This window comes from Bradyrhizobium sp. IC3123 (assembly GCF_020193625.1).
Lineage (GTDB): Bacteria > Pseudomonadota > Alphaproteobacteria > Rhizobiales > Xanthobacteraceae > Bradyrhizobium > Bradyrhizobium yuanmingense.
The window spans coordinates 82,098-98,103 of sequence record NZ_JADYVF010000020.1 but is presented as its reverse complement, the minus strand read 5'-3'; the positions used below and the strand labels follow the sequence as shown (position 1 = coordinate 98,103).

Here is a 16,006-nt window from a genome sequence, read left to right as displayed (position 1 = left end):
GCCGCAGGAAAAGCGCACAGCGTCGCCCTGATCGCTTGCGCCAGGAAGCTCCTTATCTACGCCAACACCGTTGTTGCCCGAGGTACGCCCTGGCGTGAAAATACCGCCGCAACTTAATGGTTGCTACGAGACCTTTACCTCGGCGCGCGCTTCGCCAGGATCCGCTGCAAGGTACGCCGATGCATGTTGAGCCGGCGCGCCGTTTCCGAGACGTTGCGGTTGCACATCTCGTAGATGCGTTGGATGTGCTCCCAGCGGACGCGGTCGGCCGACATCGGGTTGGCCGGCAGCTCGGATTTGTCCGTGTTGGTCGACAGCAGTGCGGCGACGACGTCGTCGGCATCCGCGGGCTTGGAGAGATAATCGATCGCGCCCATCTTCACCGCGGTCACCGCAGTGGCGATGTTGCCGTAGCCGGTCAGCACGATCGCGCGCGCATCCGGCCGCTTCTTCTTGAGCGCCGAGACCACGTCGAGGCCGTTGCCGTCGCCGAGCCGCAGATCCACCACCGCGAACGCCGGCGCCGATTTGCCGATCTGCGCAAGCCCGTCCGAGACCGTGTCGCATGATGTCACCGAAAAGCCGCGGCTCTCCATGGCCCGTGACAAACGCTCCAGAAACGGCTTGTCGTCTTCAACGATGAGCAGCGAGCGGTCGGTCTGTTCGTTCAGGTCGGCAATGGCGTTCAAGGTTGTTTCCTCTCTCCAGCGCATCGACATATGGCGTCGCAATCGCGCGGTGCCAAGGCGGCAAATGGTCGACCCGCCCCGTTGTGCGACGCAAGGTCGCGGCTATCCTATTGTTTCTTCGAGCGTCTCGATAGCCTCAAAACGCTGTCTCGGCCATGTGATCTGAACCACCGCACCATGGTCCGGAAAGATGCGGTTGGTAAACGAGACCTTCGCGCCGGTGCGCTCCAGCAAGGTGCGCGCGATGAAGACGCCGAGGCCGAGGCCGCGCCGTTCGCCGCCACCATCATCCTGGGGGCGTCGCCGCGACAGATAGGGCTCGCCGATCCGGTTGAGGATATCGGGTGGAATGCCCGGTCCGTCGTCGGAGATCACGAGCTCGATATGGTCCTGGTTCCACCAGGCGTTCACCTCGACGGTGGTGCGGGCGAAATCGACCGCGTTCTCGACGATGTTGCCGATGCCGTAGAGGATCGCGGGATTGCGCGAGCCGACCGGCTCCGCCGCCGCGGCCACCGCGATCCGCACCTTGATCTCGACGCCGAAATCGCGATGCGGCGCCACCACCTCCTCGATCAGCTCCGACAGCTTCATGTGGTCGAACGGCGCGCCGGTGGGGGAAAGCTGGGTGATCTTGCTGAGGATGTCGCGGCAGCGCTGGGTCTGCTCGCGCAAGGTCTTCAGGTCGGCGGCGATGCTTGGCTCCTTCACCGTCTTTTCCAGCTCGCGCGAGATCAGGAAGATCGTCGCGAGCGGCGTGCCGAGCTCGTGTGCGGCCGCGGCGGCAAGGCCGTCGAGCTGGGTCAGGTGCTGCTCGCGCGTCAGCACCAGTTCGGTTGCGGCCAGCGCGTCCGCAAGCTTGCGCGCCTCCTCGGTCACCTGGAACGAGTAGAGGCTGGTGACGCCGATCGCGAGCGCAATCGAAAGCCAGACCCCGACGAGATAGACCGGCGGCAGCACCAGGGGATCCTCGGAATCCCACGGCAGCGGAAAATGGAAGAAGAACAGGATCGACGCGCAGGCCACCGCGAGCAGGCCGAGGCCGAAGGTGAAACGGGCCGGCAGCGCCGTGGCCGAGATCAGCACGGGCGCGAGGAACAGGAACGAGAACGGGTTCTGCAGTCCGCCGGTGAAGAACAACAGGCCGGCCAGCTCGACGATGTTCAGCGCGAGCAGGCCGGCCGCCTGCATCGGCTCCAGCCGCTGCATCGGATTGGCTGCGGTCTGGAGTGCGAGGTTGAGCGCCGCCGAGAGCGCAATGATGCTGACGCAGGGAATGATCTCGACGTTGAACTCCAGCCCCTGGGCCACGATGAAGATCGCGGCGAGTTGCCCCAGCACCGCCAGCCAGCGCAGCCGCAGGATCGTGTCCAGCCGGATATGCCGCTGCGCGTTATGGAAGTCGGAATCGGCAATTTTGGTCATATCGGCCAATGTGGCGGCGCCTTCCAAGGTCACGGACGCCGGGCTGACGGAACCGCCCGGTGAGGAGCCCTTACATCGAGCCTTGCGCTCGCCGATGCAATAGCAGAAGAACGGCCAGCATGACCGAGAATGGCAAGGCTTCAAGTCGGCCGACTGTCGCGGATCGAGATTCGTCCGCGGCAATTGCCGTCGATCACCTCGTCAAGGTCTACAAGCAGACCCGCGCCGTCGACGACATCTCCTTCTCGCTGCCGCGCGGCAGCATCACCGGGCTGCTCGGCGGCAACGGCGCCGGCAAGACCACGACCATCGCGATGATCATGGGCTTGGTGCTGCCGACCTCCGGCCGCGTGCAGGTGCTCGGTCACGAGATGCCGGACGAGAGTGCGTCCGTGCTGGGGCGGATGAATTTCGAAAGCCCCTATGTCGACATGCCGATGCGGCTCACGGTGCGGCAGAACCTCACCGTGTTCGGCAAGCTCTATGCGGTGAAGAACCTCACTGAGCGCATTGCCAGGCTCGCCGCCGATCTCGACCTCGGCGATTTCATCGACCGCGCCAACGGCAAGCTCTCCGCCGGGCAGAAGACCCGCGTTGCGCTGGCAAAGGCGCTGATCAACCAGCCGGAGCTGCTCTTGCTGGACGAGCCGACCGCCTCGCTCGACCCCGATACCGCCGATTGGGTGCGGGCGCATCTGGAGCGGTATCGCCGGGACAACAACGCCACCATTCTCCTCGCCTCGCACAACATGCTCGAGGTCGAGCGGCTCTGCGACCGCGTCATCATCATGAAGCGCGGCCGCATCGAGGACGACGACACGCCCGAGGCGATCATGGCCCGCTACAACCGCACCACGCTGGAGGAGGTGTTTCTCGACGTCGCCCGCGGCCGGGCAAACGGGGCGAAGGAGGCGGTGAGGTGAGGGAGAGCTGTAATCGTAACTTCAATGGAGCGACGTCATTCCGGGGCGCGCGGAGCGCGAGCCCGGAATCCATAACCACAGGCGGCAGCTGTGAGGCGAGACTGGTAAATCCGAGTCTTCGCCAAATTCAATCCTGTGATTATGGATCCCGGGTTCGCGACTACGTCGCGCCCCGGGATGACACTTTCCATCCCGGCCACGGGGTACGGCCATGACCGAGCTCTCCCTCCACCGCGGCATCTCGCTCCACCGCATCGGCGCGATGATCCTGCGCTATTGGTATCTGCTGCTGTCGTCCTGGCCGCGGCTGCTCGAGCTGCTCTATTGGCCGGCGCTGCAGGTCATCACCTGGGGCTTTCTCCAGTATTACATCGCCGAGAACGCCAATTTCTTCGCGCGCGCCGGCGGCACGCTGATCGGCGCCGTCATCCTCTGGGACATCCTTTTCCGCGGCCAGCTCGGCTTCTCCATCTCGTTCTTGGAGGAGATGTGGGCGCGCAACCTCGGCAATCTCATGATGAGCCCCTTGAGGCCGATCGAGTTTCTGTTGGCGCTCATGGTCATGAGCCTGATCCGGCTTGCGATCGGCATCATTCCGATGACCCTGCTCGCGCTGTTCCTGTTTCACTTCAACATCTATGCCCTCGGCCTGCCCCTGATCGCGTTCTTCTGCAATCTGATCTTCACGAGCTGGTCGGTCGGCATCTTCGTCTCGGGCCTCGTGGTGCGTAACGGCCTCGGCGCCGAGAGCATCGTCTGGACCTTGATGTTCGCAATCCTGCCGCTTGCCTGCGTCTACTACCCCGTCAGCGTGTTGCCGGTGTGGCTGCAATACGTCGCCTGGGCGTTGCCGCCGACCTATGCCTTCGAGGGCATGCGCGCGCTGCTGATCGAGCAGACCTTTAGGAGCGATCTGATGATGGAGGCGTTGCTCATCAACGCCGTCCTTTTGGTTGCATCTTTTGGGGCATTCCTTGCCCTTTTGCGCAGCGCAAAGCGGCACGGCTCGCTGCTGTCGGGCGGTGAATAAAGTCACTTTCCCGTGGATTCAGGCTGATTTGGCGGTTTTCGGCACGTAGATGTACGGAACCATGCATTGACGCAATATTACGCATTCGGCAGTATGCTGCGATGCGAAGAGGAATATGACGATGCCTATTGGTGAGTTCGGCGGCGCACCGCCCCTGGCGGCAGAAGGCAGTCCGGCCCTGACGACGCCGATGTACTGGATGTACGAGATGGCGCACGCCTCTCTCAATCCGGCGCGTGCGGTCACCGACGCGACCAAGCTGCTGTTTCAGAACCCCCTCAATCCCTGGTCGCGCACCGAGGTCGGCAAGTCGGTCGCCGCGGCCTGCGAATTGTTCGAGCGCACCACGCGCCGCTACGGCAAGCCGGAATGGGGTCTCAACGACACCGAGGTCAACGGCATCCGGGTCCCCGTCGAGATCCGCTCGGTCTGGGAAAAGCCGTTCTGCAAGCTGCTCTACTTCGACCGCAAGTTCGCCCGTCCGCTGCGCAGTCCGCAACCGCGTGTGCTGATCGTGGCGCCGATGTCCGGCCATTATGCGACGCTGCTGCGCGGCACGGTCGAAGCCTTCCTGCCGGCGCATGAGGTCTACATCACCGACTGGGCCGATGCCCGCATGGTGCCCTTGAGCGAAGGCCGCTTCGATCTCGACGATTACATCGACTATGTCATCGAGATGCTGCATGTGCTTGGCGGCAACACCCACGTGATGGCGGTGTGCCAGCCCTCCGTGCCCGTCGTCGCGGCGGTCTCGATCATGGAAGCGCGGCGCGATCCGTTCGTGCCGACCTCAATGACGCTGATGGGCGGCCCGATCGACACCCGCCGCAATCCGACAGCGGTGAACAATCTCGCCCAGGAGCGCGGCATCGACTGGTTCCGCAACCACGTCATCACCAAAGTGCCGTTCCCGCATCCGGGCATGATGCGCGACGTCTATCCAGGATTCTTGCAGCTCAACGGCTTCATCAGCATGAATCTCGACCGGCACATGGATGCCCACAAGCAGCTGTTTGCCCATCTGGTGAAGGGCGACGGCGATCTCGCCGACAAGCATCGCGACTTCTACGACGAATATCTCGCGGTGATGGATCTGTCGGCCGAGTATTACCTGCAGACCGTCGACACCGTGTTCGTGAAGCACTCGTTGCCGAAGGGCGAGATGACCCATCGCGGAACCCGCGTCGATCCTTCCAAGGTCAAGCGCGTCGCGTTGATGACGGTCGAAGGCGAGAACGACGACATCTCCGGTCTCGGTCAGACCGAGGCGACGCACACATTGTGCAGCGCGATTCCCGATCATCGCCGCGTTCATTACGTCCAGAAGGGCGTCGGACATTACGGCGTGTTCAATGGATCGCGTTTCAAATCGGAGATCGTGCCACGGATTCACGACTTCATGGTTTCGGCTGCGAATCCTGCTTCGTTGCAGGCGCTTGCGGCTGAATAACCTCGAATTTCGGCTTTCCCGTCGAAATTTAGGCCCCTGTCGCGGCCTCCGGCGGGCGCAACTCCACGCCAGATTCGCGGTATTTAGGTAGCTTTATAGGAGTGAGTCAGCCCTCACCCCTTGGGGGTGTTGCATGCGTCCAGCGGGGGCGAAAAAAGCCGGTTCCAACCCCAGTCTGTAGGGTCTCCCGGACGCCTGACCGCTGTATATTGGGCAAATGATTTGTTTTTGCGCCGAGCGCTTCCCATGGCGGCGGTTATGGCAGAATCCGGGCGCCCTCCTGCCCCCCGGACTGACAGACATGGCCACCCGCGCACTCCTTTATCGTAGGCCCCACGAACCGAAGACCCTCGTCATCACCCACGGATCGCAATTTTTTGCGATTCGGCTGCGCCGGCACCGCCGCGCGCGCCGTTACACGCTCCGAATCCATCCGAGCGACCGCGAAGCCATCCTCACCATGCCGCCGCGCGGCACGCTTGCGGAGGCCAAGGACTTCGCACAGCGTCACGGTGCGTGGATCGCAGCGCGCCTCGGCCGCTTGCCGAAGGCCGCACCGTTCCAGCCGGGCACGGTGATACCGCTGCGCGGGACGCCGCATCGCATCGTTCATCGCGCCGGCACCCGCGGCACGGTGTGGACCGAGGTGCGTGACAGCGGTGAGCGCATTCTCTGCGTCGCCGGCGGCCTCGAGCATGTCGATCGGCGCGTCAGCGATTTCCTCAAGCGCGAGGCGCGCCGCGACCTGCAGCGCTCGGCGGAGGTCTACGCGGCCGAGCTCGGGGTCAGGGTCAAGCGCCTCTCGATCCGCGATCAGTCCAGCCGCTGGGGCTCCTGCACCTCGGCCGGCTCGCTGTCGTTCTCCTGGCGGCTGATCCTCGCCCCGCCCTTCGTGCTCGACTACCTCGCCGCGCACGAAGTCGCCCATCTCGTCGAGATGAACCACTCGCCGCGCTTCTGGCGCGTCTGCGGCAAGGTCTGCCCGTCGATGGAGCGCGCCAAGAAGTGGCTCGACACGTACGGGAATGATCTGCACCGGTATGGCGTCGAGGATTAGTTCCTCGCAGATCAGGCCGCGCTCCCAGCGCTGTCATTCCCCGCGAAGGCGGGCGATCCAGTACGCCGCAGCAGCCGTTATGAATCTCGATGCCTCGGAGTACTGGATTCCCCGCCTTCGCGGGGAATGACAGGAGAGAGTGGGCAGGCATCACCGCTCCATTATCGCCACACTTCGCGACGATTGCGCCGCTTGCCTGATTAATCCCGGCGCATCAACCGCTTCGCAGCATCCAGCGCGCATCGCGCCGGACCTCGTCTTCTACTGTGCATGGGGTTGTTTTCGCAGTTTGTGCTTTGAGGCCCGAAGGGTCCCAACCCACAACTACCGATTCCCGCCGAACAGCCGGTCCATCAGCCAGCCATCGAGCCCGGCTGCCGCCTCGGGGCGCACATTGGCGCGCGTCGGAGGCGGCGGGCGATAGCCGCCGGCGTTCGGTTGTGGCGGTGCCGCGGGCGTCGGCGGCGACACCTGCGAGGCCGCCTGCGCGAGGTTCGACAGGCCCCAGCCGCCGGGTGAGCTCGGCAACGCCGCCACCGGCACGCCCTCGTGCGCGGCCTTCATGAAGCGCGACCAGACTTCGACCGGCAGGCCGCCGCCGGTCGCCTTCTTGGTCGGCGAGTTGTCGTCGTTGCCGAGCCAGACGCCGGTGACGAGACTCGCGGTGTAGCCGATGAACCAGGCGTCGCGATAATCCTGGCTGGTGCCGGTTTTGCCCGCCGCCGGCCAGCCCGGGATCTCCGCCTTCTTGGCAGTGCCCGAAACAAGCGTCTCCCGCATCATCGCGTTCATCATGCCGACATGGCGGGGGTCGATGACCTGGTTGCGCTCCTCCGCCTGGCGCATGTAGAGCAGCTTGCCGCTGACTGTCCTGATCCTTGTGACGACATGCGGCGCCACGGCGAGGCCGCCATTGGCGAACGGCGCATAGGCGCCGACCAGCTCGACCATGGAGACTTCGGAGGTGCCGAGCGCGATCGAGGCGTTGGGCTCGAGCTTGGAGGAGATGCCGAGGCGGTGTGCGGTGCGCACCACGTTCTTCGGCCCGACCTCGAGGCCAAGACGGATCGCGACGGTGTTGAGCGACATCGCCAGCGCCTGGGTCAGCGTCACCGCGCCGAAATATTCATGGGTGTAGTTCTCAGGACGCCAGCCCTTGACCTCGATCGGCGCGTCCTGGCGCATGGTGTCGGGCGTCAGCCCCTGCTCGAGCGCGGTCAGGTACACGAACGGCTTGAACGAGGAGCCCGGCTGACGTTTTGCGGTGACCGCGCGGTTGTACTGGCTGTCGGAATAGTTCCGCCCGCCCACCATGGCGCGCACCGCGCCGTCGGGCGTCATGGCCACCAGCGCGCCCTGGCTGACGTTGAACTTCACGCTCTTGGCCGCGAGCTCGTCGATGATGGCGGCTTCCGCCACGCTCTGCAGTTTCGGATCGATCGTGGTCTCGACCTTGATGCTCTCGTCGATCTGCCCGACCAGATCGTCCAGCACCTCGCCGATCCAGTCGGCGACGTAGTTCACCGTGCCGGCGCCGGCCGGCTTCACGTTGTAGGAGGGATGGCCGATCGAGGCCTTCGCCTGCGCGTCGGTGATGAACTTCGCATCCGCCATCGCCGCGAGCACGATCTGGGCCCGCGCTTCGGCGCCTTCCGGGTTGCGGTTCGGGGCAAGGCGGGACGGCGACTTGACGAGGCCGGCCAGCATCGCGGCTTCCGCGACCGTCACGGCCTTCGCCGACTTGCCGAAATATTTCTGCGCCGCCGCCTCGACGCCGTAGGCGCCCGAGCCGAAATAGACCCGGTTGAGGTAAAGCTCCAGGATCTCATCCTTGGAATGCTTGCGCTCCAGCCAGATCGCGAGCTCCACCTCCTGCAGCTTGCGCCGGATAGTGCGCTCCTGGGTCAGGAACAGGTTCTTCGCGAGCTGCTGCGTCAAGGTCGAGCCGCCCTGCGAGACGCCGCGATGAAGCAAATTGGTGACGAGCGCGCGCAGGATGCCGACCGGGTCGATGCCGAAATGCGAATAGAAGCGGCGATCCTCGATCGCGATGAACGCCTTGGGCAAATACGGCGGCAAATCCTTCAGCGCGACATTGGCGCCGGCCATCTCGCCGCGCTGCGCCAGAATGCTGCCGTCGATGCCGACGATCTGGATCGTTGGCGGGCGCTTCGGGATCTCCAGCGACTGGATCGGCGGCAGATGCGCGCCGACATAGATCACGACGCCGATCACCGCGATGACGCCCCACAGGCTCAGCACCGCGCCCCAATAGACCAGGCGGCCGAGACCGAACCCGCCACGCGACTTCGCTCGACGCTTGGCGCCGCTGCGGCCGGCTGGCGCCTTGCGCTCGCGCGGCGGCTCGGTGCCGGCATCCTCGCTCTTGCGCTTGGCGGATGGCTTCGCGGATTTCTTCGGCTTGTCGTCGCCGCCGGGAACGCGGTCTGCCGGGGTGAGCCGCAGATCGGCGAGCGCCGCGGGCAAGCCGAACAGCGGCTCCTTCCGCGCACCCTTCTTCTTTCCCCACGCCATACGCAAAACGCCCGGTCAGCCCGCCCCGCCGAGACGCTAGCGGTCGCTGTTTAAGGCCGGGTTACCCCGGCGTTAACGCACGATTAGGAGATGCGGCATTCGCCGGCCGCAGTTCCGCTTCCGGGGCCGCAAGGCTAGGATCGCTCGTATCAATAAGATGAGGGAGCGCCATGGGCCATATCGATCCGACCAAGGAGATCTTCGCGCAATTCCGGGAGAACGATCGGCCGGGCCCGATCCACATGCTCAACCTGGTGCGCCTGCGCAAAGAGGCGGCCTATCCCGACGGCCGCAAGGCCAGCGGCGCGGAAGCCTATGCGGCCTATGGCCGCGAAAGCGGCCCGGTGTTCGAACGGCTCGGCGGGCGCATCGTCTGGCAGGGCAAATTCGAGCTGATGCTGATCGGCCCGCAGGAGGAACGCTGGGACCATTGCTTCATCGCCGAATATCCAACCGTCGCCGCCTTCGTCGAGATGATCCGCGACCCCGTCTATCGTGAGGCGGTGAAGCACCGCCAGGCCGCGGTGGAGGATTCGCGGCTGATCCGGCACGCCGTGCTGCCGGTCGGGAAGAACTTTGGAGAGATACCGACCTGAACGCCAAGTAGGAGGCTCTCTCGATCGTCATGGCCGGGCTTGACCCGGCCATCCACGGCTTCCTTGACGCCCCAAGAACGTGGATGCCCGGGACAAGCCCGGGCATGACGTCGCAGAGGCAGATGCGTTCTAGCCCGACGGGCCGGTGTCCTCGATGATCGGTCCGAACAGCTCCCAGCGCTCGCCGTTGAACTTCATCATCTGCATCTGCTTGTTGACGCGGTAGTCGTTCGGCCCGGTGTTGATCTTGATTCCGGGCAGCGCCAGGCTCGGCGTGTAGCCCTTGATATTGGCGGCCTGCTTCATGATGTTCGCACGCGTCAGATCGTCGCCGCATTGCTTCAAGACCTGCACCAAGAGCTCGGCGACCGAATAGGCGTAGGTGTTGATGGTGTTGAGCTTGTCACCTTCCGGGAAATACTTGTCCATGAAAGCGAAGAAAGCCTTCACGCCGGGATCGTCCTTCCACTGCGGGTCGCTCGGCTCCTTGCCGTAATTGGTCGAGATGATGCCCTTGGAGATGTCGAGGCCTGCCGGCTTCAGCGTCGCCGAAATCGGGCTCGCATTGATGTCGAGGATGTGCACCGGCGTCCAGCCGAGATCGGCAAGCTTCTTGATAGCCTGCGCCGCGAATTTCGGCGTCGAGGCGTTATAGAACAGGTCGACGCCCATCGACTTCAGCTTCACCACCTGCGAGTCGACGGTGGGGTCGGTCACCTCATACGACACCTCGCCGACGATCATGTTGGCCTTGTCGCCGAGGCCGCTCTTGAGGCCGGCAAGATAGTCGCGGCCCATGTCGTCGTTCTGGTAGAGCACGCCGATCTTGGCGTTGGGGTGATTGGCGAGAATGTATTTTGCGTAGATCCGCCCCTCGGACACATAGTTGGGATTGTAAGCGATGGTCCAAGGATAGTTCTGCGGATCGTTGAAGCGCGCGGCGCCGGTCGAGGCCAGCAGCTGAGGTACCTTCTTGCCGTTGAGGTACTTCTGCACGGCGGCGTTCGCGGCTGTGCCGATCAGCTGAAAGGTGAACAGGACCTCGTCGCCCTCGACCAGCTTGCGCACCTGCTCGACGGTCTTCGGCGGCGAATAGGCGTCGTCATACTGGATCAGGTTGATCTTGCGGCCGTTGATGCCGCCCTGATCGTTGATCATCCTGAAATATGCGGCCTGGGTCTTGCCGATATTGGCGTAGACCGAATAGGCGCCGGAGAACGGCACGGTCTGGCCAATCTTGATCTCGGTGTCGCTTGCGCCGGTGTCGTATTTCTTCTGGGCGAGGGCCTGGCTGGTCGAGACTGCGACGGCGAACGCCGCCGTGGCAGCTAAGAAGGCTCTGCGATTGTTCATATTGGAACGTTCCTCCTGACGGAATTATCGGCCGATGGTCTTTCTCCGTTGATTGCAACGGTCGCCATCGCTGCCGAAGATTGTGGAGGAAGCTTCGCCGCAGCGCAAGGATCGCGGCGCTGTGCCGTAGCGTCTCAGGCGAGAAACATCGCAATCAGCGCGATTGCCGCCGGCAGCGCCTGCACGATCAGAATCCGCGTGGTGACGGTCGCCGCGCCATAGGCGCCGGCCACGATTACGCAGAGCAGGAAGAACACCTTGATCTGGAATGCGAAGGCCGGGTTGCCGTGGAACAGGCCCCAGACCAGGCCGGCCGCGAGGAAGCCGTTATAGAGACCCTGATTGGCGGCCAGCACCCTGGTGATCTCGGCCTTCTCGGGCGAATTCCGAAACACCTTCAGGCCCAGCGGCTTGTCCCAGAGAAACATCTCCAGGACGAGGAAGAAGACGTGCAGCGCCGCGACCAGCGCCACCAGGATATTGGCGATCAGGATCAAGGTGAGCTCCCCCAAAAGCATCAGCTTTCGGGTGGACGTTAGCACGGCCGCCGTGGCAAGTGCGATCGATGTGTTTCGATTGCTGGTGCCGCAATGTCCGCTCGATCAACCAAGGTGCCTGAACGCTTCGGTCTCGACCACCTGGCGACGCCGATCGGGATTGCGCTGCTCGTCACCGATGCCGAGGGCAAGCTGCGCGCGCTCGACTGGGAAGACTATGAGCACCGCATGCGCGATCTGCTGCGCCTGCACTATGGCACAGTGGATCTGCGTGATCAGCCTGCGCCGTCGGACATGCGGACCGGACTATCCCGCTATTTCGACGGTGATTTCGGTCAGCTCCAGAGCATCGCATGGCGTATCGCCGGCACGCCGTTCCAGCAAAAAGTCTGGACCGCGCTCGCGCAGATCCCCGCCGGCACCACGATGAGTTACGGCGCGCTCGCCGCGAAGATCGACATGCCCAGGGCGATACGAGCCGTCGGCCACGCCAACGGCTCAAATCCGATCAGTGTGGTGCTCCCGTGCCATCGCCTGATCGGAGCGGACGGTTCGCTGGTGAAGTATGGTGGTGGCCTCGAGCGGAAGAGATGGCTGCTGCGGCACGAGGGGGTGGAGATTTAGGTCTTTCAATTCGTCATTCCGGGACGCGCGTAGCGCGAACCCGGAATCCATCGGGCGACACCGACGGTACCGATAAATGGATTCCGGGTTCGCCGCTACGCGGCGCCCCGGAATGACGAGTGGAGAGAATCCCCCGAGCGTCCTACGCCGCCGGCTGCACCGCCTTGTCGCCGGCCATCACATGGGTCAGCGCGCTCTTGATCGCGGCCTGGCGCGTCGGCGCGTTGATCTGGGCGCCCAGCAGGTCGGTGACGTAGAACACGTCGCGCGCGCGCTCGCCGAAGGTCGCGACATGGGCCGAGGCGATGTTGAGATTGAGCTTGGAGATCGCGGTGGTCAGCTCGTAGAGCAGGCCGGGCCGGTCGAGCCCGGAGACCTCGATCACGGTGTAGCGATCGGACCATTGGTTGTTGATCGTCACCTCTGGTTCGATCACGAAAGGCTTCGCCTTGCTGCGCACGGTGCGCCGCGCCACCACTTCCGGCAGGCGCAGCTTGCCCTCCAGCACGTCCTCGATCATCTCGCCGATGCGCGTGGCGCGCCGTCCCTCGTCCTCGTCGCGGTCGTATTCGCGCGAGATCGAGATGGTGTCGAGCGCGCGGCCGTCGGTCGTGGTGTAGATCTGGGCGTCGACGATGTTGGCGCCGGCGGAGGCGCAGGCGCCCGCGATGATCGACAGCAGCCAGGGATGGTCGGCGGCGAAGATCGTCAGCTCGGTGACGCCGCGCACCTCGTCGAAACCGACATTGATCGCGAGCTTGTGGCCGGCCTGCTCGCTGGAGCGGACGAAGCGGGCGTGCCGGATCTTGCGCGGCAGCTCGACCTTGAGCCAGTAGGCCGGATAGTGCCGGCCGATATAGGCGTCGAGCTCGTCGTTCGGCCATTCGGCGAAGGCCATGCGGAATTCGGCGTGCGCAGCGGCGAGGCGCTTGCCGCGGTCGACCTCCGAGAAGCCGCCGGTCAGCACCGGCTCGGTCTCGTAGTATAGCGAGCGCAAGAGCTGCGCCTTCCAGCCGTTCCACACGCCAGGGCCGACGCCGCGGATGTCGGCGGTGGTCAGGATGGTCAAGAGCTTCATCTGCTCCACCGACTGCACCACGGCAGCGAAATTCTCGATGGTCTTGCGATCGGAGAGGTCGCGCGACTGCGCGACCGTGGACATCGTCAGGTGCTCCTCGATCAGCCAGGCCACGAGCTCGGTATCGGCCGGGCTGAAGCCGAGCCGCGGGCAGAGCCGCCGCGCCACCTTGGCGCCGGCGATGGAGTGGTCCTCGGGACGGCCCTTGGCGACGTCGTGCAGCAGCGTTGCGATGTAGATCACCGCGCGGTGCTCGGGCCGGATCTTGCGGAACAGGTCGCTCGCCAGCGCGAACTCCTCGATGCCGCCGCGCTCGATGTCCTGGAGGAAGCCGATGCAGCGGATCAGGTGCTCGTCGACGGTGTAGTGATGATACATGTTGAACTGCATCATCGAGACGATCTTGCCGAAGGCGCGGATGAAGTGACCGAGCACGCCGGTCTCGTTCATCCGCCGCAGCACGATCTCGGCATTGTCCGAGGTCAGGATCTCCATGAACAGCCGGTTGGCCTCGGGATTTTCGCGCAAGCCCGCATTGATCAGGCCGAGCGAGCGCGTCACGTCGCGCATCGCATCCGGATGGAAGGCAAGGTTGTTCTTCTGCGCGAGGCGGAAGATGCGGATCAGATTGACCGGGTCGTGCTTGAACACGTCGGGCGCGGCAACATTGATGCGGTTGTTGTCGACGATGAAGTCGTCGCTGTCGGGGACGCGCCGCTTCACTGCGCTCGGTCGCAGCCGCGCCATCACCCGGCTCAGCACCGGCGCGGGCTTGGCCTGCTGGTCCTCGAGCTTGGCGCAGAGGATGGCGGTGAGGTTGCCGACTTCCTTGGCGACCAGGAAGTAGTGCTTCATGAAGCGCTCGACGTCCTGCATGCCCGGATGCGAGGTGTAGCCGAGACGTATCGCGATCTCGCGCTGGAGATCGAAGGAGAGGCGCTCCTCGGCGCGACCAGAGTAGAAATGCAGATTGCAGCGCACCGACCAGAGGAAGTCGGCGCAGCGGCGGAAGGTGCGATATTCCTGCGCGTCGAACACGCCGCGCCCGACCAGCTCGTGGGTGTCGCGGACGCGGTAGACGTATTTGGCGATCCAGAACAGTGTGTGCAGGTCGCGCAAGGCCCCCTTGCCGTCCTTGACGTTGGGCTCGACCAGATAACGCGACTGGCCGCCGCGGCGGTGGCGCTCCTCGCGCTCGGCGAGCTTTGCGGTGACGAATTCGGACGCGGTGCCCTGCACCACCTCCTTGTCGAAGCGCTCGACCAGCTCGTCATAGAGCGGCTTGTCGCCGGTGAGGAAGCGCGTCTCCAGGATCGCGGTGCGGATGGTCATGTCGCCGCGCGCCTGCCGGATCGATTCATCGACCGATCGCGTGGCGTGGCCGACCTTCAACCCCATGTCCCAGAGGCAATAGAGGATCGCTTCGGCGACCTGCTCGCCCCAGGCGGTCTGCTTGTAGGGCAGGATGAAGAGCAGATCGATGTCCGATTCCGGCGCCATCAGCCCGCGGCCGTAGCCGCCGGTCGCCACCACCGCCATGCGCTCGGCGCCGCTCGGGATCGGCGAGCGGTAGAGATGGCGCGTCGCGGCCGAATACAGGATGCGAATGATCTCGTCCTGCACGTGGCACAGCCGCTCGGCGCAGCGGCGGCCGTGGCGGTCCTTCAGAAGGATCGCCTGGGCGGCGGCGCGCGCCGCGATCAGCTCCGCCTTGAGCAATAGCGCCATCGCCGTGCGGAACGCGTCCTCGCGCCCCTCGTGCTTCTCGGCAAGCGCATCGACCGCGGCGGTGATCCGCGCGGTATCGAAGCGCTCGTCCACCTGTGGCTTCTGCTCAGTCGCGACGCTGTCCATATCTTACCGGATATAAGAGGTGACAGGCGCTGTCACGAGACATTCGCAAGGGACGACCGGCGAGTTTCGCCATGCAGATGAATCGGCTTCGATACCGATATCGGCGCCTGGGGTAACGTCATGAATGTGCTCAGATTTTTCTCCTGGATCCCGGCTGGTCATGACTGCCTCCACCAATCATGGGCTGACACAAAACCAATCGCGCTCTATACCGCACGTCGATATCCCCGGGAGAGAACAAGATGGACGCTGCAGAGCTGCGCCAGATGCAGGCCCCGATCAAGGAGCGCTACAAGACCGATCCCAAGGCTGCGCTGATCACGCTGAAGGCCAAGGGCTCCACCGATAGCGAAGGCATTGCGTGCAAGGTCGAGACCGGCCGCGCTATCGCGATGGCCGGCCTGCATCCGGGCACAGGCGGTTCCGGCCTCGAGCTCTGCTCCGGCGACATGCTGCTCGAAGCCCTGGTCGCCTGTGCCGGCGTCACGCTGAAATCGGTCGCGACCGCGATCGAGGTGCCCTTGAAGACCGGCAACGTCTATGCCGAGGGCGATCTCGATTTCCGCGGCACGCTCGGCATCGACAAGGAGACCCCGGTCGGCTTCGCCGAGATCCGCCTGCGCTTCGAGGTCGACACGTCAGCGCCGCAGGACAAGCTCGATCTGCTGCTCAAGCTCACCGAGCGGTATTGCGTGGTCTATCAGACCATCAAGAACGGCCCGAAGGTTTCGGTGTCGATGCAAAGGATGTAAGACGCAGGTCGTCATTCCACCGATTGGTGTCGTCCCGGGGCGCGCCGCTTGGCGCGAGCCCGGGACCCATAATCCCCGGCCGTCGGGATTTTCGGACGGTCGTTGCTCCTAGCTCTTAAGCCACCATGGCCTGTGGTTATGGA

The 16,006-nt window shown here is 64.3% G+C and carries 13 protein-coding genes; 7 read left to right on the top strand and 6 right to left on the bottom strand.

The features are described from left to right. Positions 1-134: 134 nt before the first annotated feature. Together I6F20_RS34990 and I6F20_RS34985 are read right to left on the bottom strand one after the other, a co-directional pair. Positions 135-689 carry an ActR/PrrA/RegA family redox response regulator transcription factor gene (locus tag I6F20_RS34990; protein WP_036002403.1) on the bottom strand — a complete coding sequence of 185 codons (555 nt, stop codon included), beginning with the start codon at positions 687-689 and terminating at the stop codon, positions 135-137. A 102-nt stretch (positions 690-791) separates the two neighbouring features. Continuing rightward, entirely contained in the window at positions 792-2,114 is a 1,323-nt protein-coding gene (locus tag I6F20_RS34985; RefSeq protein WP_225113330.1) for an ActS/PrrB/RegB family redox-sensitive histidine kinase, read from the bottom strand. Between the two features lie 119 nt (positions 2,115-2,233). On the opposite strand from I6F20_RS34985, the gene I6F20_RS34980 reads away from it, so the two are divergent. From I6F20_RS34980 to I6F20_RS34965, 4 genes are all read left to right on the top strand, one after another. Beyond that, positions 2,234-3,037 carry an ABC transporter ATP-binding protein gene (locus I6F20_RS34980; protein WP_036023980.1) on the top strand — a complete coding sequence of 268 codons (804 nt, stop codon included), beginning with the start codon at positions 2,234-2,236 and terminating at the stop codon, positions 3,035-3,037. 211 nt (positions 3,038-3,248) lie between these two features. Continuing rightward, a complete protein-coding gene (locus I6F20_RS34975; RefSeq protein WP_036002338.1) occupies positions 3,249-4,067 on the top strand; it encodes an ABC transporter permease in 819 nt (272 codons plus the stop codon). Positions 4,068-4,188: 121 nt separating this feature from the next. Then, positions 4,189-5,517 (top strand): polyhydroxyalkanoate depolymerase, encoded by a 1,329-nt coding sequence (locus tag I6F20_RS34970; protein ID WP_036023987.1) that lies wholly within the window; start codon positions 4,189-4,191, stop codon positions 5,515-5,517. A gap of 217 nt (positions 5,518-5,734) precedes the next feature. Then, on the top strand, positions 5,735-6,574 hold the full coding sequence (locus I6F20_RS34965; protein WP_036023974.1) for a M48 family metallopeptidase: 840 nt from the start codon (positions 5,735-5,737) through the stop codon (positions 6,572-6,574). A 324-nt stretch (positions 6,575-6,898) separates the two neighbouring features. Here the strand turns inward: I6F20_RS34965 and I6F20_RS34960 are convergent, their stop codons facing one another. Next, the gene (locus I6F20_RS34960; RefSeq protein ID WP_036023971.1) at positions 6,899-9,109 is read right to left on the bottom strand and encodes a transglycosylase domain-containing protein; all 2,211 of its coding nucleotides are present in this window, start codon (positions 9,107-9,109) and stop codon (positions 6,899-6,901) included. 170 nt (positions 9,110-9,279) lie between these two features. Here I6F20_RS34960 and I6F20_RS34955 point away from each other — a divergent pair, with 170 nt between their 5' ends. After that, positions 9,280-9,705, top strand: a complete 426-nt coding sequence (locus I6F20_RS34955; RefSeq protein WP_036002330.1) for a DUF1330 domain-containing protein — start codon at positions 9,280-9,282, stop codon at positions 9,703-9,705. 129 nt (positions 9,706-9,834) lie between these two features. Here I6F20_RS34955 and I6F20_RS34950 read toward each other — a convergent pair whose 3' ends face one another. Further along, the gene (locus I6F20_RS34950; protein ID WP_036002328.1) at positions 9,835-11,058 is read right to left on the bottom strand and encodes an ABC transporter substrate-binding protein; all 1,224 of its coding nucleotides are present in this window, start codon (positions 11,056-11,058) and stop codon (positions 9,835-9,837) included. A 134-nt stretch (positions 11,059-11,192) separates the two neighbouring features. Further along, on the bottom strand, positions 11,193-11,576 hold the full coding sequence (locus I6F20_RS34945; protein ID WP_225113299.1) for a DUF1304 domain-containing protein: 384 nt from the start codon (positions 11,574-11,576) through the stop codon (positions 11,193-11,195). Positions 11,577-11,648: 72 nt separating this feature from the next. Between I6F20_RS34945 and I6F20_RS34940 the strand changes: the two genes are divergently transcribed. Next, positions 11,649-12,179 (top strand): methylated-DNA--[protein]-cysteine S-methyltransferase, encoded by a 531-nt coding sequence (locus I6F20_RS34940; protein ID WP_225113300.1) that lies wholly within the window; start codon positions 11,649-11,651, stop codon positions 12,177-12,179. 142 nt (positions 12,180-12,321) lie between these two features. On the opposite strand, the gene I6F20_RS34935 is transcribed toward I6F20_RS34940, so the two are convergent. Next, positions 12,322-15,111, bottom strand: coding sequence for a [protein-PII] uridylyltransferase (locus tag I6F20_RS34935; protein ID WP_109142080.1), 2,790 nt, complete (start codon positions 15,109-15,111; stop codon positions 12,322-12,324). A 242-nt stretch (positions 15,112-15,353) separates the two neighbouring features. On the opposite strand from I6F20_RS34935, the gene I6F20_RS34930 reads away from it, so the two are divergent. Next, a complete protein-coding gene (locus I6F20_RS34930) occupies positions 15,354-15,863 on the top strand; it encodes an OsmC family protein (protein ID WP_036002314.1) in 510 nt (169 codons plus the stop codon). Positions 15,864-16,006 lie beyond the last annotated feature (143 nt).

Excerpts from the sequence above, each read along its gene's own strand:
- I6F20_RS34985 (WP_225113330.1), bottom strand. The coding sequence starts at position 2,114 with ATGACCAAAATTGCCGATTCCGACTTCCATAACGCGCAGCGGCATATC.
- I6F20_RS34980 (WP_036023980.1), top strand. The coding sequence starts at position 2,234 with ATGACCGAGAATGGCAAGGCTTCAAGTCGGCCGACTGTCGCGGATCGA.
- I6F20_RS34975 (WP_036002338.1), top strand. The coding sequence starts at position 3,249 with ATGACCGAGCTCTCCCTCCACCGCGGCATCTCGCTCCACCGCATCGGC.
- I6F20_RS34970 (WP_036023987.1), top strand. The coding sequence starts at position 4,189 with ATGCCTATTGGTGAGTTCGGCGGCGCACCGCCCCTGGCGGCAGAAGGC.
- I6F20_RS34965 (WP_036023974.1), top strand. The coding sequence starts at position 5,735 with ATGATTTGTTTTTGCGCCGAGCGCTTCCCATGGCGGCGGTTATGGCAG.
- I6F20_RS34960 (WP_036023971.1), bottom strand. The coding sequence starts at position 9,109 with ATGGCGTGGGGAAAGAAGAAGGGTGCGCGGAAGGAGCCGCTGTTCGGC.
- I6F20_RS34955 (WP_036002330.1), top strand. The coding sequence starts at position 9,280 with ATGGGCCATATCGATCCGACCAAGGAGATCTTCGCGCAATTCCGGGAG.
- I6F20_RS34950 (WP_036002328.1), bottom strand. The coding sequence starts at position 11,058 with ATGAACAATCGCAGAGCCTTCTTAGCTGCCACGGCGGCGTTCGCCGTC.
- I6F20_RS34945 (WP_225113299.1), bottom strand. The coding sequence starts at position 11,576 with ATGCTTTTGGGGGAGCTCACCTTGATCCTGATCGCCAATATCCTGGTG.
- I6F20_RS34940 (WP_225113300.1), top strand. The coding sequence starts at position 11,649 with ATGTCCGCTCGATCAACCAAGGTGCCTGAACGCTTCGGTCTCGACCAC.
- I6F20_RS34935 (WP_109142080.1), bottom strand. The coding sequence starts at position 15,111 with ATGGACAGCGTCGCGACTGAGCAGAAGCCACAGGTGGACGAGCGCTTC.
- I6F20_RS34930 (WP_036002314.1), top strand. The coding sequence starts at position 15,354 with ATGGACGCTGCAGAGCTGCGCCAGATGCAGGCCCCGATCAAGGAGCGC.